This is a genomic window from Pontimicrobium sp. MEBiC06410, from assembly GCF_053601615.1.
In genome coordinates, this window is sequence record NZ_JBSHNT010000158.1 from 129,218 (window position 1) to 148,627 (window position 19,410).

Sequence of the window (19,410 nt, forward strand, 5' to 3'; positions counted from 1 at the left end):
ATTAGACATTGATGTTAAGAAAACACCGAATACGAGGAAATATCCTAATGGAAATAATCCACTGGATAAAAAAGTCTATTATTTAAAAATCAGATTAAATACGTTTCGTCAATCTTGTAGAGTTGTTTAACGACGAGTGGTGGTTTGTATGCTTCATAAAAACTAACGTTTTTATCTAAGCCTTCAAAAAGGTTACTATATGTGTAAACAAAGGAAGCGATAAAAACTTGCTGCTCGAATGAAATTTTGTCTATTTGCAATTGTAGCTCATCTTGTCCGCTAACAACTAATTGCTCATCATTACAACAGTTTTTCTTGGTTATAGAACATCCTTCGGTTGAAGGTTTTTGCATATCCATACCACAGCCTTTGGCTTTATGAAACAATGCCGTTTCTACTAAAATGTCTCCACAATAATGCATATCTAGAGTAAATGACATTGTAGAAAATAATACTACAAAAGCCATTAACAAGGACATTATTTTATGGAATACTTGTTTCATATAGAATACAAAAGTATAAATTTAAATTCAAATGAAATCAATTTTAACTTTGCTTTAAAGAAAACAACCTATTGTAAGCTTAACAATTTGTGTAAAAAGATGTTGTATTGCATTTTATGTTTTATCTAGAAAGTTGTGTTTAGTTTCAATTGTTTTTGGGTTGGTAATTATTGTTATTATAAGAAATAATTAATAAAACTAATTGTTTAAAATTAAATTCTCTTTCACCCAAAATAATTTCTATAGAATATATTATAAAAGTAGCAAAAACATAAGGTAATCTAGCTCTTTCTACATCATCCTATTTGTATAGTTGTATTGATATTCCAAACTAACTAAATGTATACTACATGTATAGCCAAGTCCCTTTAAAATAGAAGTGACTATTTTCGCTATTGAATATCTGATTTCACATTTATTTTTAACCTGTCTGTTATTGTAATCATTTTATTTTTTTTATGAAGTCTAACCTGTGAAACAGTCCTACCATTAATGTATGGTCATTTTCTATTCTAGTCTTATTTATAATAATATATTGATTCATATAGCCCAAGCTTAACGTAAAGGCACTACTAACAGGGATATCAAAACCACCATAAATTCTATTTTGGCTAAAATTGTTCCCTTTGGCATATTTATCAATATCTAAAAATACTTGATTAGAAAGCGAAAAACCTATTAGCATTTTTCCTTCTTTAGAACGCAAAACTGGAGTTTTTGCTGCAAGTATAAGTCGCAATCTATGCCTTGTTTTATCTTTCATAATACGTTGTTCTAGCAGCATCCCGTAATTAACCGAAACTTTTTTAATTTTATTTTTTATAGTAAAATACTCATAGATTCTATGTTCGGTTCTTTTCTCTGGAACAGGATGTGCACCATAGGGGAATAATACTATCCACTCGTAACCAGCACCAAAACTTAGATTTTTTAAATAGTTGTAGCTTGCTCCAAGTTTAAATTTCGATTGTTGCCACTCTTCAATAAAATCATGTCTACTCCAAGAATATAGTGTTTCAATATTAATTTTTTTGGTCAATCGATATTTTCCTGAATAATACCACCATGAATTAAATTGGTCAGCTTTTTGAGCTTTAGCGTTAAAAACAGTAAAGATAAAAAGGCATATAATTAGTACACTTCTCATTTTTAGTGCGATACTTTTTTACCTACAAATCTGATGACGCTCCCTGTTCCTTTATGAAATTCTCCTTCATTTAAGATTACTTCTTTTTCTTCTAATACCTGTATTTTAAATCCTTTGAAATCTGCTTGTATTTTTTCTAAAGAGAATAGCATATTTATATCACTAGGACCTCCAACTTTAGGGTTTGCTTCTTTATATGCTAAATGTTTTTTGCTGTAAGCTTCAAAAATTATCGTTCCATTTTCCTTTAGAAGTTGAATTAGCTTTTTATGAATAGTTGAAATTTTCCATGATGAAAAATGCGCGTAGATTAAAGCAATAGCATCAAAAGACTCATTTAACAATTCAACTTTTTCTATATCACCTACAACATAATTAATATTTACATTTTGTTCTGATGCTAGTTGTAATGCTTTTTTTTGCCCTTCTTTACTTAAATCTATAGCTGTCACTTTCCATCCTAACTTTGCAGCGAATACGCCATTACGACCTTCTCCATCTGCCGGCAATAATATTGTTCCTGGCTTTAATTGTTGTATCTGCTCTTTAAAGAACATATTGGGTGCTTTGCCATAAGCAAAATTGGAATCTTGATATCTTTCATTCCAAAATTCTTTATATTTTAATTCACCTTGTTTTTCCATAATTGTATTCGATTTATTATCGATGTAAAATTATTACCATACTGAAGTTATTTGCTAGGACAAATTTGAAGTAGTATTGGACAAATGCTAAATTATGAACAGCCTAAATAGCTTTTTTCCGTATAACCAACGAAATAATTACAGCTATGGTTATCAAAATTCCAGCAGCGATAAATGTTATATTCATTCCTCTTGAAATATCTTGTGCTTGAGCTAGATTAAAATTGCTTGTACCTACTGCATACGCAAATAATGCACCCATAACAGATGCGCCTGTAATAAGGCCTAAATTACGTGATAAGTTAAGCACCCCAGAGATAACACCACGTTGATCTTTTTTGGCTCCAACCATAACAGACGTATTATTAGCTGCTTGAAAAAGTTGATATCCTGGTGTTAAAATTGCGAGTGCAATTATATAGCCAACAACACCGTATAGATTGGGTAAAATTGATAATGCAAAAGCACCAAGCGTCATAACCAACAAGCCCATAATTACAATTACTGTTGAACTAAAACGGTCTACAATACGACCAGAGGGAATTCCTGTAAGAGCAGAAACTATTGGCCCAACAGACATAACCAACCCAACATAAGTTTCATTAAGGCCTAATGCTAATGATAGGTAAAATGGTCCAACAACTAATGTTGCCATCATTACAGTAGATACAAAAGAATTTATAGTTAAACTCGCTCTTAAGTTTCTGTTTCTAAATGCAGACAATGGTATTAATGGGGGTTTTACTTTAGCTTGGCAATAAACAAATATGCTTACACCAATAGCAGTGAGTAAAAGCAATAGAGCATTTATCCAATTAAAGTTTCCTTTACCAATGGTCATTGCCAATGTATAAGAAACTAGAGTTATTGTTAATAAGAATATTCCTATCCAACCTATTTTTTTACTTTCAAGTTTAACTTTCGTTTTAGTTATTGGCAGGTACTTATATATTAAAAATATATTTAAAATGCCTAATGGAATCATAAACAAAAAAATAGCTCTCCATCCAAAATTCTCTATCAATACTCCTCCTAGTGTTGGGCCCAACGCTGTGCCTATTGCAGACATTGTACCCAATACGCCCATAGCTCTACCTGTTTTTTTATTTGAAACCGCTTCACGAACAAAAGCCAACGAGAGTGCTATTAAAATAGCAGCTCCTAATCCTTGAAAAATGCGTGCTAAAATTAACACCCATAATTTAGAGGCTATACCACATATAAGAGATGCAAAAGTGTATATAGTAACACCAATCATTAACATACGCCGCAAACCAAAAATGTCCCCCAACCTTCCTAAACTAACAATAGTTACTGTAATAATTAAAAGATATGAAATGACAACCCATTGTACAGATTGAAATGCTGTTGAAAAAACCGCTGTCAAGGTTGGTAATGCAATATTAGCAATACTAACTCCTAAAGAAGCCATGAGCGTAGAAAGTGCAAGACTCGCTAATACCCATTTATTTAAATCTGATTTCATTTTTTATTGATTAAAATATTTAATTCGTTGCAAAGCTTTCGTTGTTAAATACAAGCCAACGGCATAAATGAGATGAATTATAAAAACCTTTAGAAGGTATTGCGAAGCGTTTGGTACTTTTGAAAATGCAATTCCGAAACCAAATAGTGGTTGAATTATAAAAATAGGCGGTAAAAGCGAAATTAAACCAACAATAATTGCGCGTAATAATGTAGGGTTAGAAAACCATTTATAACCGTACACTAATGGTAATAAAAAAGCAAATATTACACCAATACTATAGTGCCCAATTAAACCAAAAAACATTTCGTATTCTACACTTGGCGTTTGTATAATAGTATTATGTAAAAATTGCCCTTTTGATGTATAAACGAGCCATCTACCTAAAAACAACACCCCTCTAGATTTCATTTCGAAAAAGCTTGCAATGAGTTTCCAAAAATCAATACAAAGCGTTGCTCCTAAACCCACCAAAATAGTTTTATAAACGATTTTCATTTAATATACTTATGCTAAAAATTACACTGCAAAAGTAATTTTGATAGGTATTTAAGTATTAGGATAAAAATGAAGTAGAATAGGACTTATTTTAGTTTTTGTCTAAATACCTCTGGAGAATAACCGGTATGTTTTTTAAAAAATCTAATAAAATAAGAAACATCCTCGTACCCTAAATAATAGGCTATTTCGTTTACTTGATTGGATGTTGCCAGAAGGTAGCGTTTAGATTCTAATATAATTTGTTCGTTTATAAGTTCTGATGCTGTTTTACCTAATGTTTGCTTTGTTATAGAATTTAGTTGGTAGTTGGACAAATTCAACATATTGGCATATTGAGACACTTGCTTTTCACTAGTAATATTTGTTTCTAACAATTGTAAAAACTCTTCAAGGCGCTCCTGAACATACAAGTCTTTATTAGCAGAACCTTTGGTATTTGTATTTCTTAACCTCATCAATTCTATAAAAAGAATTTGAAGATTAGATTTTATAACTTCCTTATACTCCTCACTTCTACTTTTATATTCATTAGATATTGACATTAATAACATATCCAATCTTAAAAAGCCCTCCTCTTTTAATTGATAAAAGTTTTTTGTGCTTGCTTTTTGTAATAAAACGTTAGGCTTTTTTTCAATTGGAGAATAAAATTCAGAATTAAATTGAATCATATAACCTATGCTATCACTTCTTAACTCTAATTGATGTACTTGACCTGGACGAACAATGAACACTGAATAATCTGAAAGCTCATAGTTAACAAAGTCTATTTCGTGATTACCTAAGCCCTTTTTTACAATTAAAATAAAATAGAAGTCGTGTCTATGAAGCTCATGAAACATATCTTTCCCATCAAGTAAATCTTGAAGAGTTCTAATCGTAAAATTCCCCAGTAAATTTGGTTCTTTTTGAATAACATTTATATGTCTTACTGGGATGATTTCCATGTAGGCTAAATTGAACTAAATTAATTTTAAACACTTCAAATTTAAATAAAAAAGACGAGTTTTAGTTTGCCTACTTTAAGCTAAAGGTCTTTTATCTAGCTTCAATTTAATGCTATTTACATTATCAATTACTTTTCTTTCCAGTCTAATATTTATACGTTTACTATTGGCTTTAAATTGAGTAATTATTAATAGCTTGTATAGTATTCATCTATAAAGATAAACTGAGTTTTTTTTATAATTAGTATCTTTTAATTGAGTATTTATTCAAGACGAAAATTAAATCACCTTATTCCTTTTAAGTACCTTAACTATCTATTCCATTCTCACGATAGTCTAAAAAACCATAAAACCCTGTAAATCTTACGATTTACAGGGTTTAGTTCTTATTGGTATTCATTTTAGTCGGGGTGGCAGGATGATAACTAACTTGCCACTATGCAGTAAAATCAATACTTTACGAAATAGACTAAAACAGTGTGAACCGAACTGTTGACCTATTGGTTAGTTTGAAATAGTGTTTTTTATCTGAACGTCTTACTACAAATTTACGGTTTTAACTTCATTAAAACCAGTCAATTTGCACCAAATATTATGAAGATTACGTTTATTTATCAAATAAAAGTTCAATCATTAGAGTTCCATATTTACTCATTTTAAATTGAAGTTTTTTAGGTGGTGGCGTTTCCTTCTTACTATAAAAAAAAGTTCTGCCATCTATTCCTATTATTTCAAGTAATCCAACATTAAATAATTGATATTTATCAAATTCCGATATACTTCTAGGGTCTGTACTAAATAATTTTAGCTTGGGAAAGTCTGATAAGAAAATATTATCAATAATCGATGAGAGCCTTAAAAAGGTATTGTAATCAATCCTTTTTTGAATTGCATACTGAAACAGTATGCCAACTAATTTTGATTTGTCATAATCATCGAGCCTATCAATAATAACAATCAATTTCTCTCCAACTTTAGAGCTATACTTTGAGCTGTTATTTATTTTATCAATGAACTTCTTTCTTTTGTCTTCTGGAATTGATTTTATCTCAAATAAAAACTTCATAACTTTCTTAAGAAATATCTTGTCTTTTATTCCAACTCCAATATTTTTAATACCAATTATTGATTTAACTATTGGCAACTCCTTCAATAAACCATCTTCCAAAAAACCGTCTATTCCTATTTCAATGATATCTGAAGTTACTTTTGTTATTTCACTTGAGATAATAGACTTTTCTAAAGAGTTTTTCATTAGTAGATATATTGGTTAATAACCTCTATTTTAATACCTGAATACTCTGCGAACTCTTGCGTGGTAACAAATTGATGAGGTGCTTTGTCAAAGTAGTTTCTAACATCATTTAAAAGCTTACGACCATAGCGCTCACTTCTTCCAGTGATACGCTGAATGTCTTTTGGATATATACAAGCTCTTTTAATATTCATGATACTTTATGTATACTTTATGTATACTTTATCTATGGATTTAAACATACTTAATTAATCTATTATGGTGGTGGTGCGTTGTTAAAATGTTGACAACCCGATAGGGTTATCAATATTTTAATGACGTTTTTGGTTGTATCGGAATGTATGACCAAAAACGGAATCTACTTTTTTACTGTAATTCACAAAGTTACGTGATTTGAAATATTAATCAAAAACGAATTATTATGGCAAAACAAACTGGAATTATTAAACTAAAAGGAACTATTGGTGGTATTTCCTTTTATAAAACTACAGATGGGCATTTAGCTCGTGAAAAAGGTGGCGTAGATGCCAATCGTATTGCGAATGATCCTGCGTTTCAGAGAACGCGTGAAAATGGGTCTGAATTTGGACGTGCTGGTAAAGGTGGTAAAGTATTACGAAATGCTATTCGTGTACTTTTGCAAAATGCAAAAGACAAACGTGTAGTAAGTAGATTAACAAAAGATCTTTTGGCTATTGTTAAGACAGACACCACTAACGAAAGAGGATTGAGAACAATTCAGGATGGAAATTTAAGCTTACTAGAAAGCTTTGAATTCAATTTGAATGGTAAGTTAGGTGCAACTTTATTTGCTGCATTTACAAAAGCTTTTGACCGTGTTTCTGGTGATGCAACTTTAAATATAGCTGCCTTTTCTCCAACTGTTAGAATTGCAGCTCCAACAGGAACAACCCATTTTAAGGTGGTTATGGGTGCTTCTGAATTGGATTTTAAGAATGAAACCTCAACATTTGAAAATGATGAGACAGCAATTCTGCCTTACACTTCTGCAGATACAGCTCCAATAGCTTTGACAGCTTCATTAACTGCAAACTCTACATTACCTGTTGTACAGGTTTTAGGTGTTGAGTTTTACCAAGAGGTAAACGGGCAAATGTACGAGCTTAAAAATGGTGCTTACAATGCTTTAGCCGTTGTTATTGTAGATACTCCATAATTATGGAATTGACACTTTACAGAGCGTATTTCAAAGAGGGTACCAATGGTGCTCTCTTTTGCTCTGATACGTTTCTCTGCCATACCATTGAGTTACCCTGGAAGGATAACAAGCGAAATATCTCTTGTATTCCTGAAGGTGTTTATGATCTTGAACCACGCTTTTCTAAAAGGTTCAAAAATCATTTGATTTTGAAGGATGTAAAAGGTAGAAGTTTTATCCTGATTCATTCGGCTAATGATGCCTTAAAAGAGCTTCAAGGGTGTATTGCTCCAGTAACTTATTTGAGTGGAATTGGTAGAGGTATTTATTCAAGAGATGCTATGCAAAAACTGTTGTCTTTGGTATATCAAGCTAAAGACCGAAAAGAACACATTTTATTAACTATTAAATCACAAAATTATGAACATTGTAGAACGTTATAAAAAACCAACTCCCAAATTTTTCAAGGCCTTAAGAAACATAGGTATTGCATTGGCTACTGCAGGTGGTGCTATCATAGCAGCACCTATTTCGATGCCTGCCATTGTGGTAACCATTGCTACTTACATGACCGTTGCCGGAACTGTGGCCACCGCAGTAAGTCAAGCAGTAGTTACTGATGAAGAAAACACTGAAACTGATGAGAATGACGATGGATTATAACACCAAATCTGCCATTATTGGCGGTACTTTCTTTTCATCAATCGTTAATATTGGGGTTGAGGATTTGATTACTACCATTGTTTTGGCTATTGTTGGTGCTATCGTTAGTTACATAGTTTCCATTTTAATTAAGTGGATTCATCAAAGGATTCGAAAAAGAGGAAAACCATAATCTAAAGTGCTTCAAATGAAGCACTTTTTTAGTATATTTAGATACAAATTATATCAAATATTATTATGGGAAAATTCGAAGTTTATCAAGACGCAAGATCTGAATACCGTTTTAGATTAAAAGCAAGCAATGGTCAAAAAATTTTAGCAAGTGAAGGATATTCTGCAAAAGCAGGTTGTATGAACGGTATAGAATCCGTTAGAACCAACTCACAAGATGATAGTAAATTTGACCGAAAGGTTTCCAGTAACGGTAAGCATTATTTTAATCTAAAAGCAAGTAACGGTCAAGTAATTGGCACAAGCGAAATGTACGAGGGATCTTCCGGAATGGAAAATGGTATAGAATCCGTTAAAACAAACGCTCCTAAAGCTCCAGTTGAAGAAGTTTAAATATACATTGACTACCGCTTTTCTCGGGGCAAAGTGTCGTAGGTGGAAGTGATTATTGATGTTAAGCGGTTGGAAAGATAAATAAAGGGCATTTTCTAAAAAATGCTCTTTTTTTATGCGCGGTGTTGAGGTGGGTAAATGAAAAGAGCGATACCCTGATAAGGGATTGAGAGAATGTAATGCACCTACCGCAGACACAAGGCAAAACATTAATAATTGCTGTAACCTACACCGTTGAAATGGGTGGTGGGGAAAAGTGGCAACCTTGTTTGTTCTAAATTTCAATGCCAGTTCTGAATTGAGTGTGGGGAATGTCAGATATTTTACATAATGGCGTTATAGTACAGAAAGTGAATGAATGCTACTATAACTGCGCATTATGTAACATAGCTTTGGGTAGTTTTTGGTGTGAGCGTTGGAAACAGCTCTTTGCTTTTTTGCTGTACCAAAGATAAAAAATAGTACTTTAAGCAAAACAAGCAATGTACTGTGTGAGGGCTGGCAGCCAAAAACTACAAGCGTGTTGGCGAGCGGAACAAACCAAAAGACAGAGGATTTTGAGGGACGAAAAAACTGGGTTTTGGTTTGTGGGGAATTCTATTCTGTTTTAATAAGTCTTCTCCAAAGAAAAGGGAATGGTAAATCTCTATGATGTAAACTAGATATTGATAAAATAAAATCGAAACCAGACTTAACAACAATAAAATCTTTTTCTGCTGAAAATAGCTCTAACTCTTCTTGAATCTCTTTTTCATAGTCATCAATTGATTCGTAAAGCATTATGGAATGCTTCACTTTTCCCGATTTTAAACTGTAACCCTTATCTAAATAAATATCTTCAGTTTCTTTTTTTGGAAACCAAATTTGAAGATTAAGTTTATTATCAAATAACTCTAAAACCTTATGTAAATCATTATAAGCTTCTTTAGAGTTTAGTATCACTGACCAATCTGCTAAAAACGCTAGCAGCATTGATGATTGTTCTCTTTGCTTTTTTGTGCCTAAATAATACTCAACCATGTTTTCATAATTAGTATTAAATAGTGGAAAAAAGTCTTTAAGAATTTTGGCGTCGTTAATACCTACAATTATCATTCGTAACCATTTTTTACAATCTTCTTTGAAGCCAGATAAGTAAAGAAATCTCATTGCTGGTTCAATATCTATTAAATGTTCATCATATAAAGGATAATGAGAAGGTGGATTAGCTTTTATAAAAGAAATAAGTGCTTGAGCAATAGTTAAAACTGAATCTTCATATATTTTTGCTGAACTTTTGTCTTCAAGATTAAAATGGTATAGGTAGTGTTTTATTTCTGTTAAACCAATACTTCCTAAAACACCTATTTCTTGCCACACCGTTAGTCCATACTCAATTTGATTTTTTGAGTAACGTTGTATGCTATGTTCTACATAATAATGGTCGTTTACTTTATTAAAGTAAGCTATCCCTATTTTTCGTCTTAACACATGAATATTGTAAAACTCTAACTGAATATATTTCTTTTCAAAATGATTTTGGGTATTTAACCAATCAAATGATTTTATTATGGTTTTATCAGCAGCATATAAAGCTGACTTTATGTAACCACTATCTTCAGCCCATTTGAATACAATATTTAAACAAATTTGTAATAACTTTAATCTTTTTAAAAGAGGCTTTTTTGTTTTTATAGGTTTGTCTAGTATTAAGTTTACTAATTTGACGAAGTGGTTTAAATCATAGTCCTTAAGTTCTAAAAATGCTAATGTCTTTTTTAATAACAATCGCATATCGGCATTAAAAAGTCTTTCTGACAACAAATTTTCAGAAACCATTTTAGAAATGTCGTCAATACCCCAAAATTGGTACTCTAATTTTTTGGCCTTATAAGTTTCAGTATATTGCCCCCAGCTTGTCTGCACAGTTTGTTCTAGCTCACCATTTGTTGCTATTACAATTTTCTTGGGAAGTTTTTTTTGACTTCTCGTGAGTGATATATTAATATAAGTTTCTCTTATATCATTTAAAGATTGACGTACACTTGTAGGTCCAGTATCCCATATTTGTCTTGTAATATTTCCTTGTTTAACTGTAATTAAAAATAATTTCTCCTTACCATCTGTGTCTACACCTATTGCAGCAATATCTACACCATATTGTCTCCCTTTTTGAGGTTTAGAAATAGGTGTTATGCCTTTACTAATTAAAATATCAATTAGTAAAGCATCAAGTTCACCATCTTCTTTAAGAAGCGCTATATACTCACTAGTTAGGAAGTTCATTTCTCTTCATATTTTGCCACATTATTCTTGATTTGATTTGACCTATTTCGTCAATATATTGTACTCTTGCTACCTCAACACTACTTCTAAAGTTTTGCATTTCTCTCTCTTCAGTATACTGACCGTTGTATTTTGAAAAGAATGATTTGCCTGCCTTCAAACTAATCTTGGTTGCAAAATCTAAAAATGAGTTTCTTTTATTTTCTGTTGCATCCATAAGCTCTTGCATTTGCTTATTCTGTTGCTTTAAAAAATAAGTCATTCTTTTATCAGAGGGTTCAAACTCATTTACCACTTCCAAAATAGTTACTTGCTTATAGTATTGTTCGGATACCTCAATTATTTGATCTATTATTGAAACTATAATTGGATTGGCTGTTTTTCTTTTTTCCTTTAAAATATCAGTAACGGAATAATAATTAATTATTAAATATTTAGCGTAAAGCGTTGCTATATGATTTCTTATACGCTCATTATTAAAATGTACCTCTAAAATATTATATAGCATTTCTGAAGCGTATTTACGGTCTAATATGTTCCCTACAATCATAAAGACAACATAAAGAGCATCCGTCTCGGTAAATTTTTCTAATTGATCTTTTGGAAGACCAATAGCATCTACATGATTACTTAAATCACTAATAACGAACTGTAAAGCAGCTTTGTAAATACTATTATCTGAATTTAACCATTCTAAAAAAAGACTTTCAATGGTATTGGGGTTTGATGAATACAACTCCTCAATTATTTCTTTTAGAACAGTAATTCCTTTAAGATTCCCTTTATTATTTAAAATCCATTGATTAACAAATTCAGTAACTACCTCTGGATGTTCTTTTATAGTATCTTTCAATCTAAAGTTGATTGTGTTGTAAACACCTATGTATTTTGAATCAGTATGTGTTAATAATTTTAAACAAGTTTTAAAATGTATTGGGTCTTTATCAAAATTAAATTCAGCATTGATTGATCTAGCTACCTCGCTTTGCACCTCTACTTTTTTAGTATTCAGTAACTGAACAACCATTTTTTTTGCATCATTTATGTTATTTAAATGTTTATTATAAAATCTTGCTATAATGCCTAAATCCTCTACATTCTTTTTTTCAATGGTCTCGATGATATTCTGACTAACTTCATTTATGAATTTTAATTCTTCTTGCTTATTGCTAATAACCACTTGATATGCTGCATTAACTCCACTATTTATTTTAGCTTCTTCCTCGCTTTTAATAAGTTTGAGGATTTTATCTTTATAGGCATATTCAGATTTACTCTGGGATAGCCCACCTAACAAAGAAGAAATGAAGTTTAGATATTCATTATTATTTTTTTCTTCTATAAGCTCAATAATTTGAATAGCTTCTGATGGTTTTTCTACAGCAAGTTTTCTTAAACCCTGATATATTGCATATCCAGCTCCATCATTTTTAATCTTTTTGAAGATAATTGGTAGTGAATTGACAAAGTATTCTTTGTCATTAATTTTTATATCCTTACAAAATTCATGGAAGTCTTGCCAAAACTCAAAGTAATCCGGGTTCTCATTTAAGCGTTCTAAAAACGATTTATCACTTATACTCATATCGAACTCTTATTCTTCTTTAAACTTTAATAAACTTAAATTTATGATACTTACTTGTCGTGAAATAGCATCACGATTCTTTGTTTTCAGCTCATGATTAACTTCTGTCAATAACTCTTTGTCTGGAATGTTCAGTAAAAGTATTGGCTTTATCGGTTGGTTTTTAAACTGTTCGAGTTCTATTAATCGGGTAATATCTTTGACTAACTTTCCAAAATGCTTCCGTATTTTACTTTTTAATTTAGCCTTTGAGGTATTGATTTTATACATTTTAGCTTCAACAATAAATATTGATTCTTCTGTTTTAAATAAGCAATCGATTTCTATGTTTTTTAAGAATGTTGGATTCAATTGATACTTTATACTGTGGGTATCTAATTTATTACGTAGGGCATTTAACAACAAACCATCTTTTTCCCTAACAATGTTATAAACATCTTCATGTAATTCATAAGGCACAAAATATGTGAGTTCTTTAGCACAAACTGGACATTTGAGGCTCTTTAACTTTTTTGGGTTTAAGCGCAATTGAAAAACGCCTCTATAAGTTAATGGATCGCAATGTGTGCATTCCATGAAAGCGTCATCTGCACTAGGTGCTAATATTTTAGCGTCATACAGCTTGCCAAATAGTTCAACTCTTGAAGTAAAATTATCTTCGTTATTTAATGTGTTTACCAATATTTGGTTTGTATTGTATAAGTTTTTGTAAGAACTATTTACATAGTATTCTTTAATAAACTTTATGCCTTCAAAAAATGTGCTTATTGTTTTTTCATTAATTAACTCATTTCCTTTTGAGGGAATCAACATCTTTTCAAAACTGGATTCTGCTTCCTTGAAACTATTTATATGTTTGCCAATAAAACCATAGTGTTGCAATAATTTAATCACATTAGTTTCGCGTGAGTCTTCATTAATTAGAATTTTGACCACTTTCATGAAAAGTTTCCAACCTTTTTTTTCTACATCATCTGATAATTTATCCAAAGATTTTTTAAAACGGCTATTAAAGAACTGCTCTAAAATTGGTTTGAAATATTCAATTTTTTCACCAATCGAACTGTCTAAATCAATATTATATATTTCACTTCTTGATTTAACTGTTTCTATTACATCGTCGCTTCCTTCTTGAACGTTTGAAATAATTATTCTATTTGTAGAGAAGGTAAATGTATTTTTACCTGAACCAAAAGTTTTTGTCTCTAACAACTCTTCTTTTGATAGTAGAAATAAATTTTGGCAAGATGGATTGTGCCAAAAATGATGATAAAATTTCTTTTTAATTGTACTCATTTATTAAGATAGGTTTTGTTCTAATCTATTTTTCCATTTTTCCCAATTTGGCATTTTTTGAGATAATAGATTATAGAATTCTTTATTATGATTGAACTGTATTAAATGACACATTTCGTGCAAAATGACATATTCAATACACTTGGTTGGGGCTTTAATAATTTCTGGATTTATACTAATCTTTCCGTTTTTATTACAGCTTCCCCATCGTTTGGCCATACGTCTAATTTCAAGATTAGGTTGTTCTATTTCAAATTCTTTGAATTTTTGAAACACTTCTTCGGCAACATTAAAAAACTTTTTTTCAGCATGTTGATAGTACCATTTCGCTAATAAGTTTTTAGTTATTTGCCGCGATTTATTTCCGTTATATTCTACATTAAAACAACCACCTTTTAATTTTACTTTGTTTTCTGCACCCGGTCTTATTTTCAGCAAATATCCTTTACCTAAATAATAATGTGTTTCGCCTGACACATATTCTCTTTCTGGTGTTTTTGGAAGGAACTGTTCAAAATAATTTTGTTGTTTGATTATCCATCTTGATTTTTTTAGTACTACTTTTTTTATTTCCAATAAGTCGGATTTTAAGGGTGCTAACACCTTTATTGAGTTATCTGGATACACTTCAATAGCTAGTGATTTTCTCTCGGATTGTTTTAATTCAAAAAACAACTCTTTAGTTCCGTAATTGATAGAATGCATTAAAAATTGTTTTTAGCTACTTTTAAACATTTCTCTAATATGTTGTCGATTTCATCAAAGGTTATTTCTAAACCTAAATCTTTACGATGGCTTATTAAATAATCTTCAATATCATTTTCCATTTGTCTTTGCACATCTAGATTACGTTTCCAATCTCTAATGGTTAACTCTTCTACAATTTTTGAAATTGAGACAGATGCACTCGCTAGATCATTTGCTATTCCTTTAACTACATTTTCGCCATGTTTGTTTGACAAAACAGCAGTTAGTGCTCCAAAAAATGCTCTAGCTTCAGGTTTGTGTAATAACACGTCTGGAATACCTTCTTGGTAGCCTTGATTTAAATCTGTTCTAGCTTTTAAAATGGTTTCCAAATATTTTGCTTCATCAATTCTTCCTTCATTGAAATCTCTTATAGTTCTTTCTATTAAATCTGAAAACTTTTTATAAAAAGCTTCATCTTTCTCCATGTTTTCGGTTATTACTTTTTTCATTTGATGCGCAATGAAATCCGCCTTTGAAGCTGGTGATTTACCATAAATTTCTAAAGCTTCTTCTACTTGTTGTTTATCGAAAATATTTAAATCGGATGTTAATACATCTACCTTGTCTGCATCAATATAAGTGTCTAGAAGTTTTTTAATTCTAGGTTCATATTCTTTGTATGATACCACTTCTGCATAGCGGAATTGCACCGAAACTCTTAAGCTTTGATACTTTTTTAGTTCGCTTTTATAATAACCTATTTGCTGTGTTGTAAATTCTTGATAAAACTCATCAGACGCTAACGCAGTTTGTAGTGTTTTAGCAAAGTTGGAAAGTTTTTCATAAAATTCATCGCGTAAATCTTTTTCTGCAAGATGACGCTCTAAAGCTTCTATGTCATTTTTATTATAGACCTGCTTGAAAATATCTGCTACATCGGCATGTTTTACTGGTACTTTACGCACCTCATCTTTGATATCTACCAATGCATTGGTTAAATCATCTTCATCAAAATCTTCTAGTGCGCTATACTCTGTTAATGCTTCATCTAGTTTTCCTAAAATACCAACATAATCAATAATGTGGCCATGTTCTTTTCCTTTAAACAATCTATTTACCCTAGCTATGGCTTGTAATAAATTGTGTGCTACCAAAGGTCTTGCTAAATATAGTACTGTGTTTCTTGGTGCATCAAAACCTGTTAATAATTTTTTAACCACTATTATTAATTCCACTTCGCGTGATGGGTCGCTAAATTTTGCTATGACATCATTTTCATATTCCTCTTGATTACGATGTTTCGCCATCAATTGATTCCAGTAATTTCTGGACTCGTTACTGCTTTCTGACCACACATCGTCATTATCTTGTCTGCTATCTGGTGGCGTAAATACTACTCGCGTACTTATTCTTAAAGTAGGGTCTAATTGCTCTTCAAAATACTTTTGGTATTTAATTGCTGTATCAATTTTAGGTACTGCTAATTGTGCTTTAAACCCATGACCTTGCCAGTTTTGAGTGTAGTGTTTCGAAATATCGTAGGCGATTTCATTGACTACATGTTCTGACTCAAATATTTTACTGATTGAAGAAAATTTCTTCTTTAAATCTTTTTGTGCATCTTCACTTAAATTTTCTGAAAGCCTCTCGAAGCCTTTATCTATCTGTGCCTTATTGATTGATAGTTTTGCGGAACGCCCTTCATATAATAATGGTAATACTGCTCCGTCCTTTACAGCCTGATCTATGGTGTATTTATGGATAAAGCCACCAAATTTTTTAGAGGTGTTCTTTTCCGATTTCATCAATGGTGTGCCCGTAAAACCTATGTATGATGCATTGGGCAATAAGCGTTTCATTTGCGCATGCGCTGTACCATACTGACTACGGTGACTTTCATCTACCAATACAAAGATGTTTTGAGATTTTTCCTTAAAAGTTATTCTACTGGATGCGATATTGAACTTATCGATAATTGTGGTAATGATTTCGCTTCCTTTATCTTGTAATAACTCAATGAGGTTGCTGCCGCTTTTCGCTTTTTTGACACTTTTACCACAGTTTACAAAGGTTTTAAATATTTGTTTGTCTAAACTGATGCGGTCTGTTACAATAATAACCCTAGGGTTTTCAATAGACTCTTCTAATGCCAGAGCCTTTGACAACATTACCATAGTTAATGATTTACCACTACCAGTTGTATGCCAAATAACACCACCCTTTCGGTTTCCATCTTTATTGCGTTGTTTTATTCTAGTGATGGTTTCTTGAACTGCAAAATATTGTTGATAGCGACATATTTTTTTATCTGGACCATCGAATACGACATATTTGTACACCATATCGAGTAATCGATGTGGTTGACATAAGGCAAATATTGCTTTGTCTTGTTCTGTAACTAACCTATCTTCTGCTTGTGTATTATTAACTGTACGCTTTAGTAGTTTTTGAACTTCATTTTCAGTATCCTCTTTCCAAACTGCCCAAAATTTAGCATCTGTACCCGTTACTGCATATTTAGCTGCATTTGGCTGTACTGCCATTAAGATTTGTGCATAATGAAATAGTTTAGGTATGGCTTCCTCTTTTTGATTACCAACACTTTGTGAAATGGCTTCGTCAAGAGATAGGTTTTTATCTCGTCTTTTGTTTTCTATCACTACAAAAGGAATACCATTTACAAACAACACAATATCTGGACGACGCTTCCCTTTTAAGCCCTCTACAACAAATTCTTCGGTTATGTGATATACATTGTTCTCTGGATTCTTCCAATCAATAAAATTCATAGTGTAAGCCTTACGGTCTCCTTTTACGGTTTCGTTAAAGCTTTTACCCAAGGTTAGTAAATCATAAACATGCTCATTAGTTCTTATTACACCTTCATTAGGTACACTTTTTAAGGCATTTATTGCCCCTTGGACACTACCTGTAGAGAATTTATATTTTTCGCGCTTATACTCAAAGTGATTGATTTTGTGTAATTGTTCTGCGAGAATATCATTTAAAATGACATTAGATAGCAATTCGCCTCTTGCTTTAAAGACTTCCTCTGGTGTGATGTATTGCCAGTTGAGTTTTTTAAGCAATTTTATTGCCGGTAATTGTGAATCATGAAACTCGTTATAATTTACTGCCATTATTTTATTCTTTTATTTCCCTTTTTGGGGAATTGTATTTGTTTTTGGGGAACTATTTGGTTTTTTGGGGAATTGAACCTTGTTATAAAAAACACTATTTCTAACCTCAAAACCTTCTAAACCCCTTATAAAACTTACAAAAACACTATTATTATTAGTTATGTCTTTTATTATAGCTTTAACTCTAGTACTTGTTTTTGGGGAAACTATATTCTTTTTTGGGGAAATGATTTTCGCCTTAATTTTCTCTGTTTTGGTATGTTTGTTGCTATATATATTATGTAAATCGAAAAAAAGGTTTATATTTGTACTATCATTTCCCAAAGGGAAAAGGATCTGGTTGACCGCAATACCGTAATTTGCGGTTTTTTTATGCCTGATTTTTAAGGTATGCTTCATATTTTTTTCTGTAATAGTTTCTATTGTAATCATTGTCTATATAAAAACTCGTTATAATGATATAATCAGGGGTTACTTCTTCCATAATCACTAAAAAATCTTCTTCTTCATACCAATAGTAATCTCTTACTGCTCCATTGCCTTCTGTATGCTTAAAACATAAAATCTCTTCTTCGTCACGATTTTGCAGTATACATTTTATCCAATGCACTCTGTTTGCTCTATTTCTATCAAAAACCCTGTGACCGCTTTTACTTTTACGAGTTATGAGATGTACAAACGTTTCTGGGTATTCTTCATAGCCCTCAACTTTAGAATTGTGCAAAATCACTTTTACATTTAAACCATTTATGGTAAATGCATTGTGTACAAAATCGTCTTCAAAAGCTTCACACAATTCTTCCAATTCCTCATCGGTAGGTTCAATGCCTAAACCCAATATCAATTCATCTAGTTCATCCAACTCCATCTACTCACTCTTTTTAGGTTGATGATCGAAGATGTTGAATTTAGTTTCCCATGGTACCGTACCTTCATCTAATGAAAATCCTGAAGCTTCTTCTAAATATTCTATAAACTCCAATCTGCCAGCATGATTCAAATCTGGATTGGATTTCATTCTTGTCTTATAGGTTATAGCACCAATAAAGAAATCTGCTAACTGGATAAACACATTATCATGGGATCTAATGTGTTGTAAATGCGTAAATGGCGATTCTCCCTTGTAATACTGTGTAAAGACCTCGTGTATTTTATTTAGTTTTTCTTTACCACGCGTATCTTTAATATCTAGATATACTCTATACTGTTCTTCTGACGGATTTGTTTTTAGTAAAAAGTAGATGAGCTTGTAATAAAAATTATCGTGAGACCCGCTATTATAATCGCTATGATTAAGGCGGTCTTTGTATTTAACTAAAATGCACCTGAACTCTAAAGGGTTGTTAAAAAAATAATCTACTAGTGCTTTATAGAACGGTAATCTGCTATTAGAAAACTTATTCCATTTTAGCTCTACTGGGGTATGGTATTCTAATTTTAAAGCTTCAAAGTGTTCCTTTAATTGCGTGTATTGATTTTGAGGTACTTTTATATACCCAATACACATAATTGGAATATTATCGTGTTCTAAATGGCAACTTTCGTCTATAAATATATTTTGCATG

The 19,410-nt window shown here is 31.5% G+C and carries 20 protein-coding genes; 4 read left to right on the forward strand and 16 right to left on the reverse strand.

Features of this window, described 5'->3' with window-relative positions; all coding sequences use genetic code 11:
* Positions 1 to 89 precede the first annotated feature (89 nt).
* From ACVC08_RS13880 to ACVC08_RS13915, 8 genes are all read right to left on the reverse strand, one after another.
* Complete coding sequence (locus ACVC08_RS13880; protein WP_452602467.1) at positions 90 to 503, reverse strand: HYC_CC_PP family protein; 414 nt, start codon at positions 501 to 503, stop codon at positions 90 to 92.
* Between the two features lie 442 nt (positions 504 to 945).
* The gene (locus ACVC08_RS13885) at positions 946 to 1,650 is read right to left on the reverse strand and encodes a DUF2490 domain-containing protein (RefSeq protein ID WP_452602468.1); all 705 of its coding nucleotides are present in this window, start codon (positions 1,648 to 1,650) and stop codon (positions 946 to 948) included.
* A gap of 2 nt (positions 1,651 to 1,652) precedes the next feature.
* Positions 1,653 to 2,294: a class I SAM-dependent methyltransferase gene (locus ACVC08_RS13890; protein ID WP_452599729.1), complete on the reverse strand. Its 642-nt coding sequence runs from the start codon at positions 2,292 to 2,294 to the stop codon at positions 1,653 to 1,655.
* A gap of 103 nt (positions 2,295 to 2,397) precedes the next feature.
* Positions 2,398 to 3,780 carry an MFS transporter gene (locus ACVC08_RS13895; protein ID WP_452602469.1) on the reverse strand — a complete coding sequence of 461 codons (1,383 nt, stop codon included), beginning with the start codon at positions 3,778 to 3,780 and terminating at the stop codon, positions 2,398 to 2,400.
* A 3-nt stretch (positions 3,781 to 3,783) separates the two neighbouring features.
* Positions 3,784 to 4,278 (reverse strand): DUF2938 family protein, encoded by a 495-nt coding sequence (locus ACVC08_RS13900; RefSeq protein ID WP_452602470.1) that lies wholly within the window; start codon positions 4,276 to 4,278, stop codon positions 3,784 to 3,786.
* An 86-nt stretch (positions 4,279 to 4,364) separates the two neighbouring features.
* Positions 4,365 to 5,228, reverse strand: a complete 864-nt coding sequence (locus tag ACVC08_RS13905; protein WP_452602471.1) for an AraC family transcriptional regulator — start codon at positions 5,226 to 5,228, stop codon at positions 4,365 to 4,367.
* Positions 5,229 to 5,835: 607 nt separating this feature from the next.
* The gene (locus ACVC08_RS13910; RefSeq protein ID WP_452602472.1) at positions 5,836 to 6,483 is read right to left on the reverse strand and encodes a hypothetical protein; all 648 of its coding nucleotides are present in this window, start codon (positions 6,481 to 6,483) and stop codon (positions 5,836 to 5,838) included.
* Positions 6,483 to 6,677: a hypothetical protein gene (locus tag ACVC08_RS13915; protein ID WP_452602473.1), complete on the reverse strand. Its 195-nt coding sequence runs from the start codon at positions 6,675 to 6,677 to the stop codon at positions 6,483 to 6,485. Before ACVC08_RS13915 ends, ACVC08_RS13910 begins: the two co-directional genes overlap by 1 nt.
* 227 nt (positions 6,678 to 6,904) lie before the next feature.
* Between ACVC08_RS13915 and ACVC08_RS13920 the strand changes: the two genes are divergently transcribed.
* From ACVC08_RS13920 to ACVC08_RS13935, 4 genes are all read left to right on the forward strand, one after another.
* Positions 6,905 to 7,660 carry a hypothetical protein gene (locus ACVC08_RS13920; RefSeq protein WP_452602474.1) on the forward strand — a complete coding sequence of 252 codons (756 nt, stop codon included), beginning with the start codon at positions 6,905 to 6,907 and terminating at the stop codon, positions 7,658 to 7,660.
* Positions 7,661 to 7,662: 2 nt separating this feature from the next.
* The gene (locus tag ACVC08_RS13925) at positions 7,663 to 8,085 is read left to right on the forward strand and encodes a DUF5675 family protein (protein WP_452602475.1); all 423 of its coding nucleotides are present in this window, start codon (positions 7,663 to 7,665) and stop codon (positions 8,083 to 8,085) included.
* Positions 8,063 to 8,305: a hypothetical protein gene (locus ACVC08_RS13930; protein ID WP_452602476.1), complete on the forward strand. Its 243-nt coding sequence runs from the start codon at positions 8,063 to 8,065 to the stop codon at positions 8,303 to 8,305. The genes ACVC08_RS13925 and ACVC08_RS13930 overlap by 23 nt, the downstream gene beginning before the upstream one ends.
* Before the next feature lie 237 nt (positions 8,306 to 8,542).
* Positions 8,543 to 8,869 (forward strand): YegP family protein, encoded by a 327-nt coding sequence (locus ACVC08_RS13935; RefSeq protein ID WP_452602477.1) that lies wholly within the window; start codon positions 8,543 to 8,545, stop codon positions 8,867 to 8,869.
* A gap of 597 nt (positions 8,870 to 9,466) precedes the next feature.
* Here ACVC08_RS13935 and ACVC08_RS13940 read toward each other — a convergent pair.
* From ACVC08_RS13940 to ACVC08_RS13975, 8 genes are read right to left on the reverse strand one after another with little or no spacing between them, the layout of a single operon-like run.
* A complete protein-coding gene (locus ACVC08_RS13940; protein ID WP_452602478.1) occupies positions 9,467 to 11,134 on the reverse strand; it encodes a hypothetical protein in 1,668 nt (555 codons plus the stop codon).
* The gene (locus tag ACVC08_RS13945) at positions 11,118 to 12,719 is read right to left on the reverse strand and encodes a hypothetical protein (protein ID WP_452602479.1); all 1,602 of its coding nucleotides are present in this window, start codon (positions 12,717 to 12,719) and stop codon (positions 11,118 to 11,120) included. The genes ACVC08_RS13940 and ACVC08_RS13945 overlap by 17 nt, the downstream gene beginning before the upstream one ends.
* A gap of 9 nt (positions 12,720 to 12,728) precedes the next feature.
* Positions 12,729 to 14,015 (reverse strand): hypothetical protein, encoded by a 1,287-nt coding sequence (locus ACVC08_RS13950; RefSeq protein WP_452602480.1) that lies wholly within the window; start codon positions 14,013 to 14,015, stop codon positions 12,729 to 12,731.
* 3 nt (positions 14,016 to 14,018) lie between these two features.
* Positions 14,019 to 14,720, reverse strand: a complete 702-nt coding sequence (locus ACVC08_RS13955) for a M48 family metallopeptidase (protein ID WP_452602481.1) — start codon at positions 14,718 to 14,720, stop codon at positions 14,019 to 14,021.
* The gene (locus tag ACVC08_RS13960; protein WP_452602482.1) at positions 14,720 to 17,845 is read right to left on the reverse strand and encodes a type I restriction endonuclease subunit R; all 3,126 of its coding nucleotides are present in this window, start codon (positions 17,843 to 17,845) and stop codon (positions 14,720 to 14,722) included. The genes ACVC08_RS13955 and ACVC08_RS13960 overlap by 1 nt, the downstream gene beginning before the upstream one ends.
* Before the next feature lie 12 nt (positions 17,846 to 17,857).
* On the reverse strand, positions 17,858 to 18,244 hold the full coding sequence (locus tag ACVC08_RS13965; protein WP_452602483.1) for a hypothetical protein: 387 nt from the start codon (positions 18,242 to 18,244) through the stop codon (positions 17,858 to 17,860).
* Complete coding sequence (locus ACVC08_RS13970; protein ID WP_452602484.1) at positions 18,216 to 18,713, reverse strand: hypothetical protein; 498 nt, start codon at positions 18,711 to 18,713, stop codon at positions 18,216 to 18,218. Before ACVC08_RS13970 ends, ACVC08_RS13965 begins: the two co-directional genes overlap by 29 nt.
* A complete protein-coding gene (locus ACVC08_RS13975) occupies positions 18,714 to 19,409 on the reverse strand; it encodes a DUF3800 domain-containing protein (protein WP_452602485.1) in 696 nt (231 codons plus the stop codon). It lies immediately after the preceding gene.
* Position 19,410 lies beyond the last annotated feature (1 nt).

Excerpts from the sequence above, each read along its gene's own strand:
- ACVC08_RS13920 (WP_452602474.1), top strand. The coding sequence starts at position 6,905 with ATGGCAAAACAAACTGGAATTATTAAACTAAAAGGAACTATTGGTGGT.
- ACVC08_RS13925 (WP_452602475.1), top strand. The coding sequence starts at position 7,663 with ATGGAATTGACACTTTACAGAGCGTATTTCAAAGAGGGTACCAATGGT.
- ACVC08_RS13970 (WP_452602484.1), bottom strand. The coding sequence starts at position 18,713 with ATGGAGTTGGATGAACTAGATGAATTGATATTGGGTTTAGGCATTGAA.
- ACVC08_RS13895 (WP_452602469.1), bottom strand. The coding sequence starts at position 3,780 with ATGAAATCAGATTTAAATAAATGGGTATTAGCGAGTCTTGCACTTTCT.
- ACVC08_RS13935 (WP_452602477.1), top strand. The coding sequence starts at position 8,543 with ATGGGAAAATTCGAAGTTTATCAAGACGCAAGATCTGAATACCGTTTT.
- ACVC08_RS13880 (WP_452602467.1), bottom strand. The coding sequence starts at position 503 with ATGAAACAAGTATTCCATAAAATAATGTCCTTGTTAATGGCTTTTGTA.
- ACVC08_RS13900 (WP_452602470.1), bottom strand. The coding sequence starts at position 4,278 with ATGAAAATCGTTTATAAAACTATTTTGGTGGGTTTAGGAGCAACGCTT.
- ACVC08_RS13930 (WP_452602476.1), top strand. The coding sequence starts at position 8,063 with ATGAACATTGTAGAACGTTATAAAAAACCAACTCCCAAATTTTTCAAG.
- ACVC08_RS13960 (WP_452602482.1), bottom strand. The coding sequence starts at position 17,845 with ATGGCAGTAAATTATAACGAGTTTCATGATTCACAATTACCGGCAATA.
- ACVC08_RS13950 (WP_452602480.1), bottom strand. The coding sequence starts at position 14,015 with ATGAGTACAATTAAAAAGAAATTTTATCATCATTTTTGGCACAATCCA.
- ACVC08_RS13965 (WP_452602483.1), bottom strand. The coding sequence starts at position 18,244 with ATGAAGCATACCTTAAAAATCAGGCATAAAAAAACCGCAAATTACGGT.
- ACVC08_RS13955 (WP_452602481.1), bottom strand. The coding sequence starts at position 14,720 with ATGCATTCTATCAATTACGGAACTAAAGAGTTGTTTTTTGAATTAAAA.
- ACVC08_RS13915 (WP_452602473.1), bottom strand. The coding sequence starts at position 6,677 with ATGAATATTAAAAGAGCTTGTATATATCCAAAAGACATTCAGCGTATC.
- ACVC08_RS13945 (WP_452602479.1), bottom strand. The coding sequence starts at position 12,719 with ATGAGTATAAGTGATAAATCGTTTTTAGAACGCTTAAATGAGAACCCG.
- ACVC08_RS13975 (WP_452602485.1), bottom strand. The coding sequence starts at position 19,409 with ATGCAAAATATATTTATAGACGAAAGTTGCCATTTAGAACACGATAAT.
- ACVC08_RS13910 (WP_452602472.1), bottom strand. The coding sequence starts at position 6,483 with ATGAAAAACTCTTTAGAAAAGTCTATTATCTCAAGTGAAATAACAAAA.
- ACVC08_RS13885 (WP_452602468.1), bottom strand. The coding sequence starts at position 1,650 with ATGAGAAGTGTACTAATTATATGCCTTTTTATCTTTACTGTTTTTAAC.
- ACVC08_RS13890 (WP_452599729.1), bottom strand. The coding sequence starts at position 2,294 with ATGGAAAAACAAGGTGAATTAAAATATAAAGAATTTTGGAATGAAAGA.
- ACVC08_RS13940 (WP_452602478.1), bottom strand. The coding sequence starts at position 11,134 with ATGAACTTCCTAACTAGTGAGTATATAGCGCTTCTTAAAGAAGATGGT.
- ACVC08_RS13905 (WP_452602471.1), bottom strand. The coding sequence starts at position 5,228 with ATGGAAATCATCCCAGTAAGACATATAAATGTTATTCAAAAAGAACCA.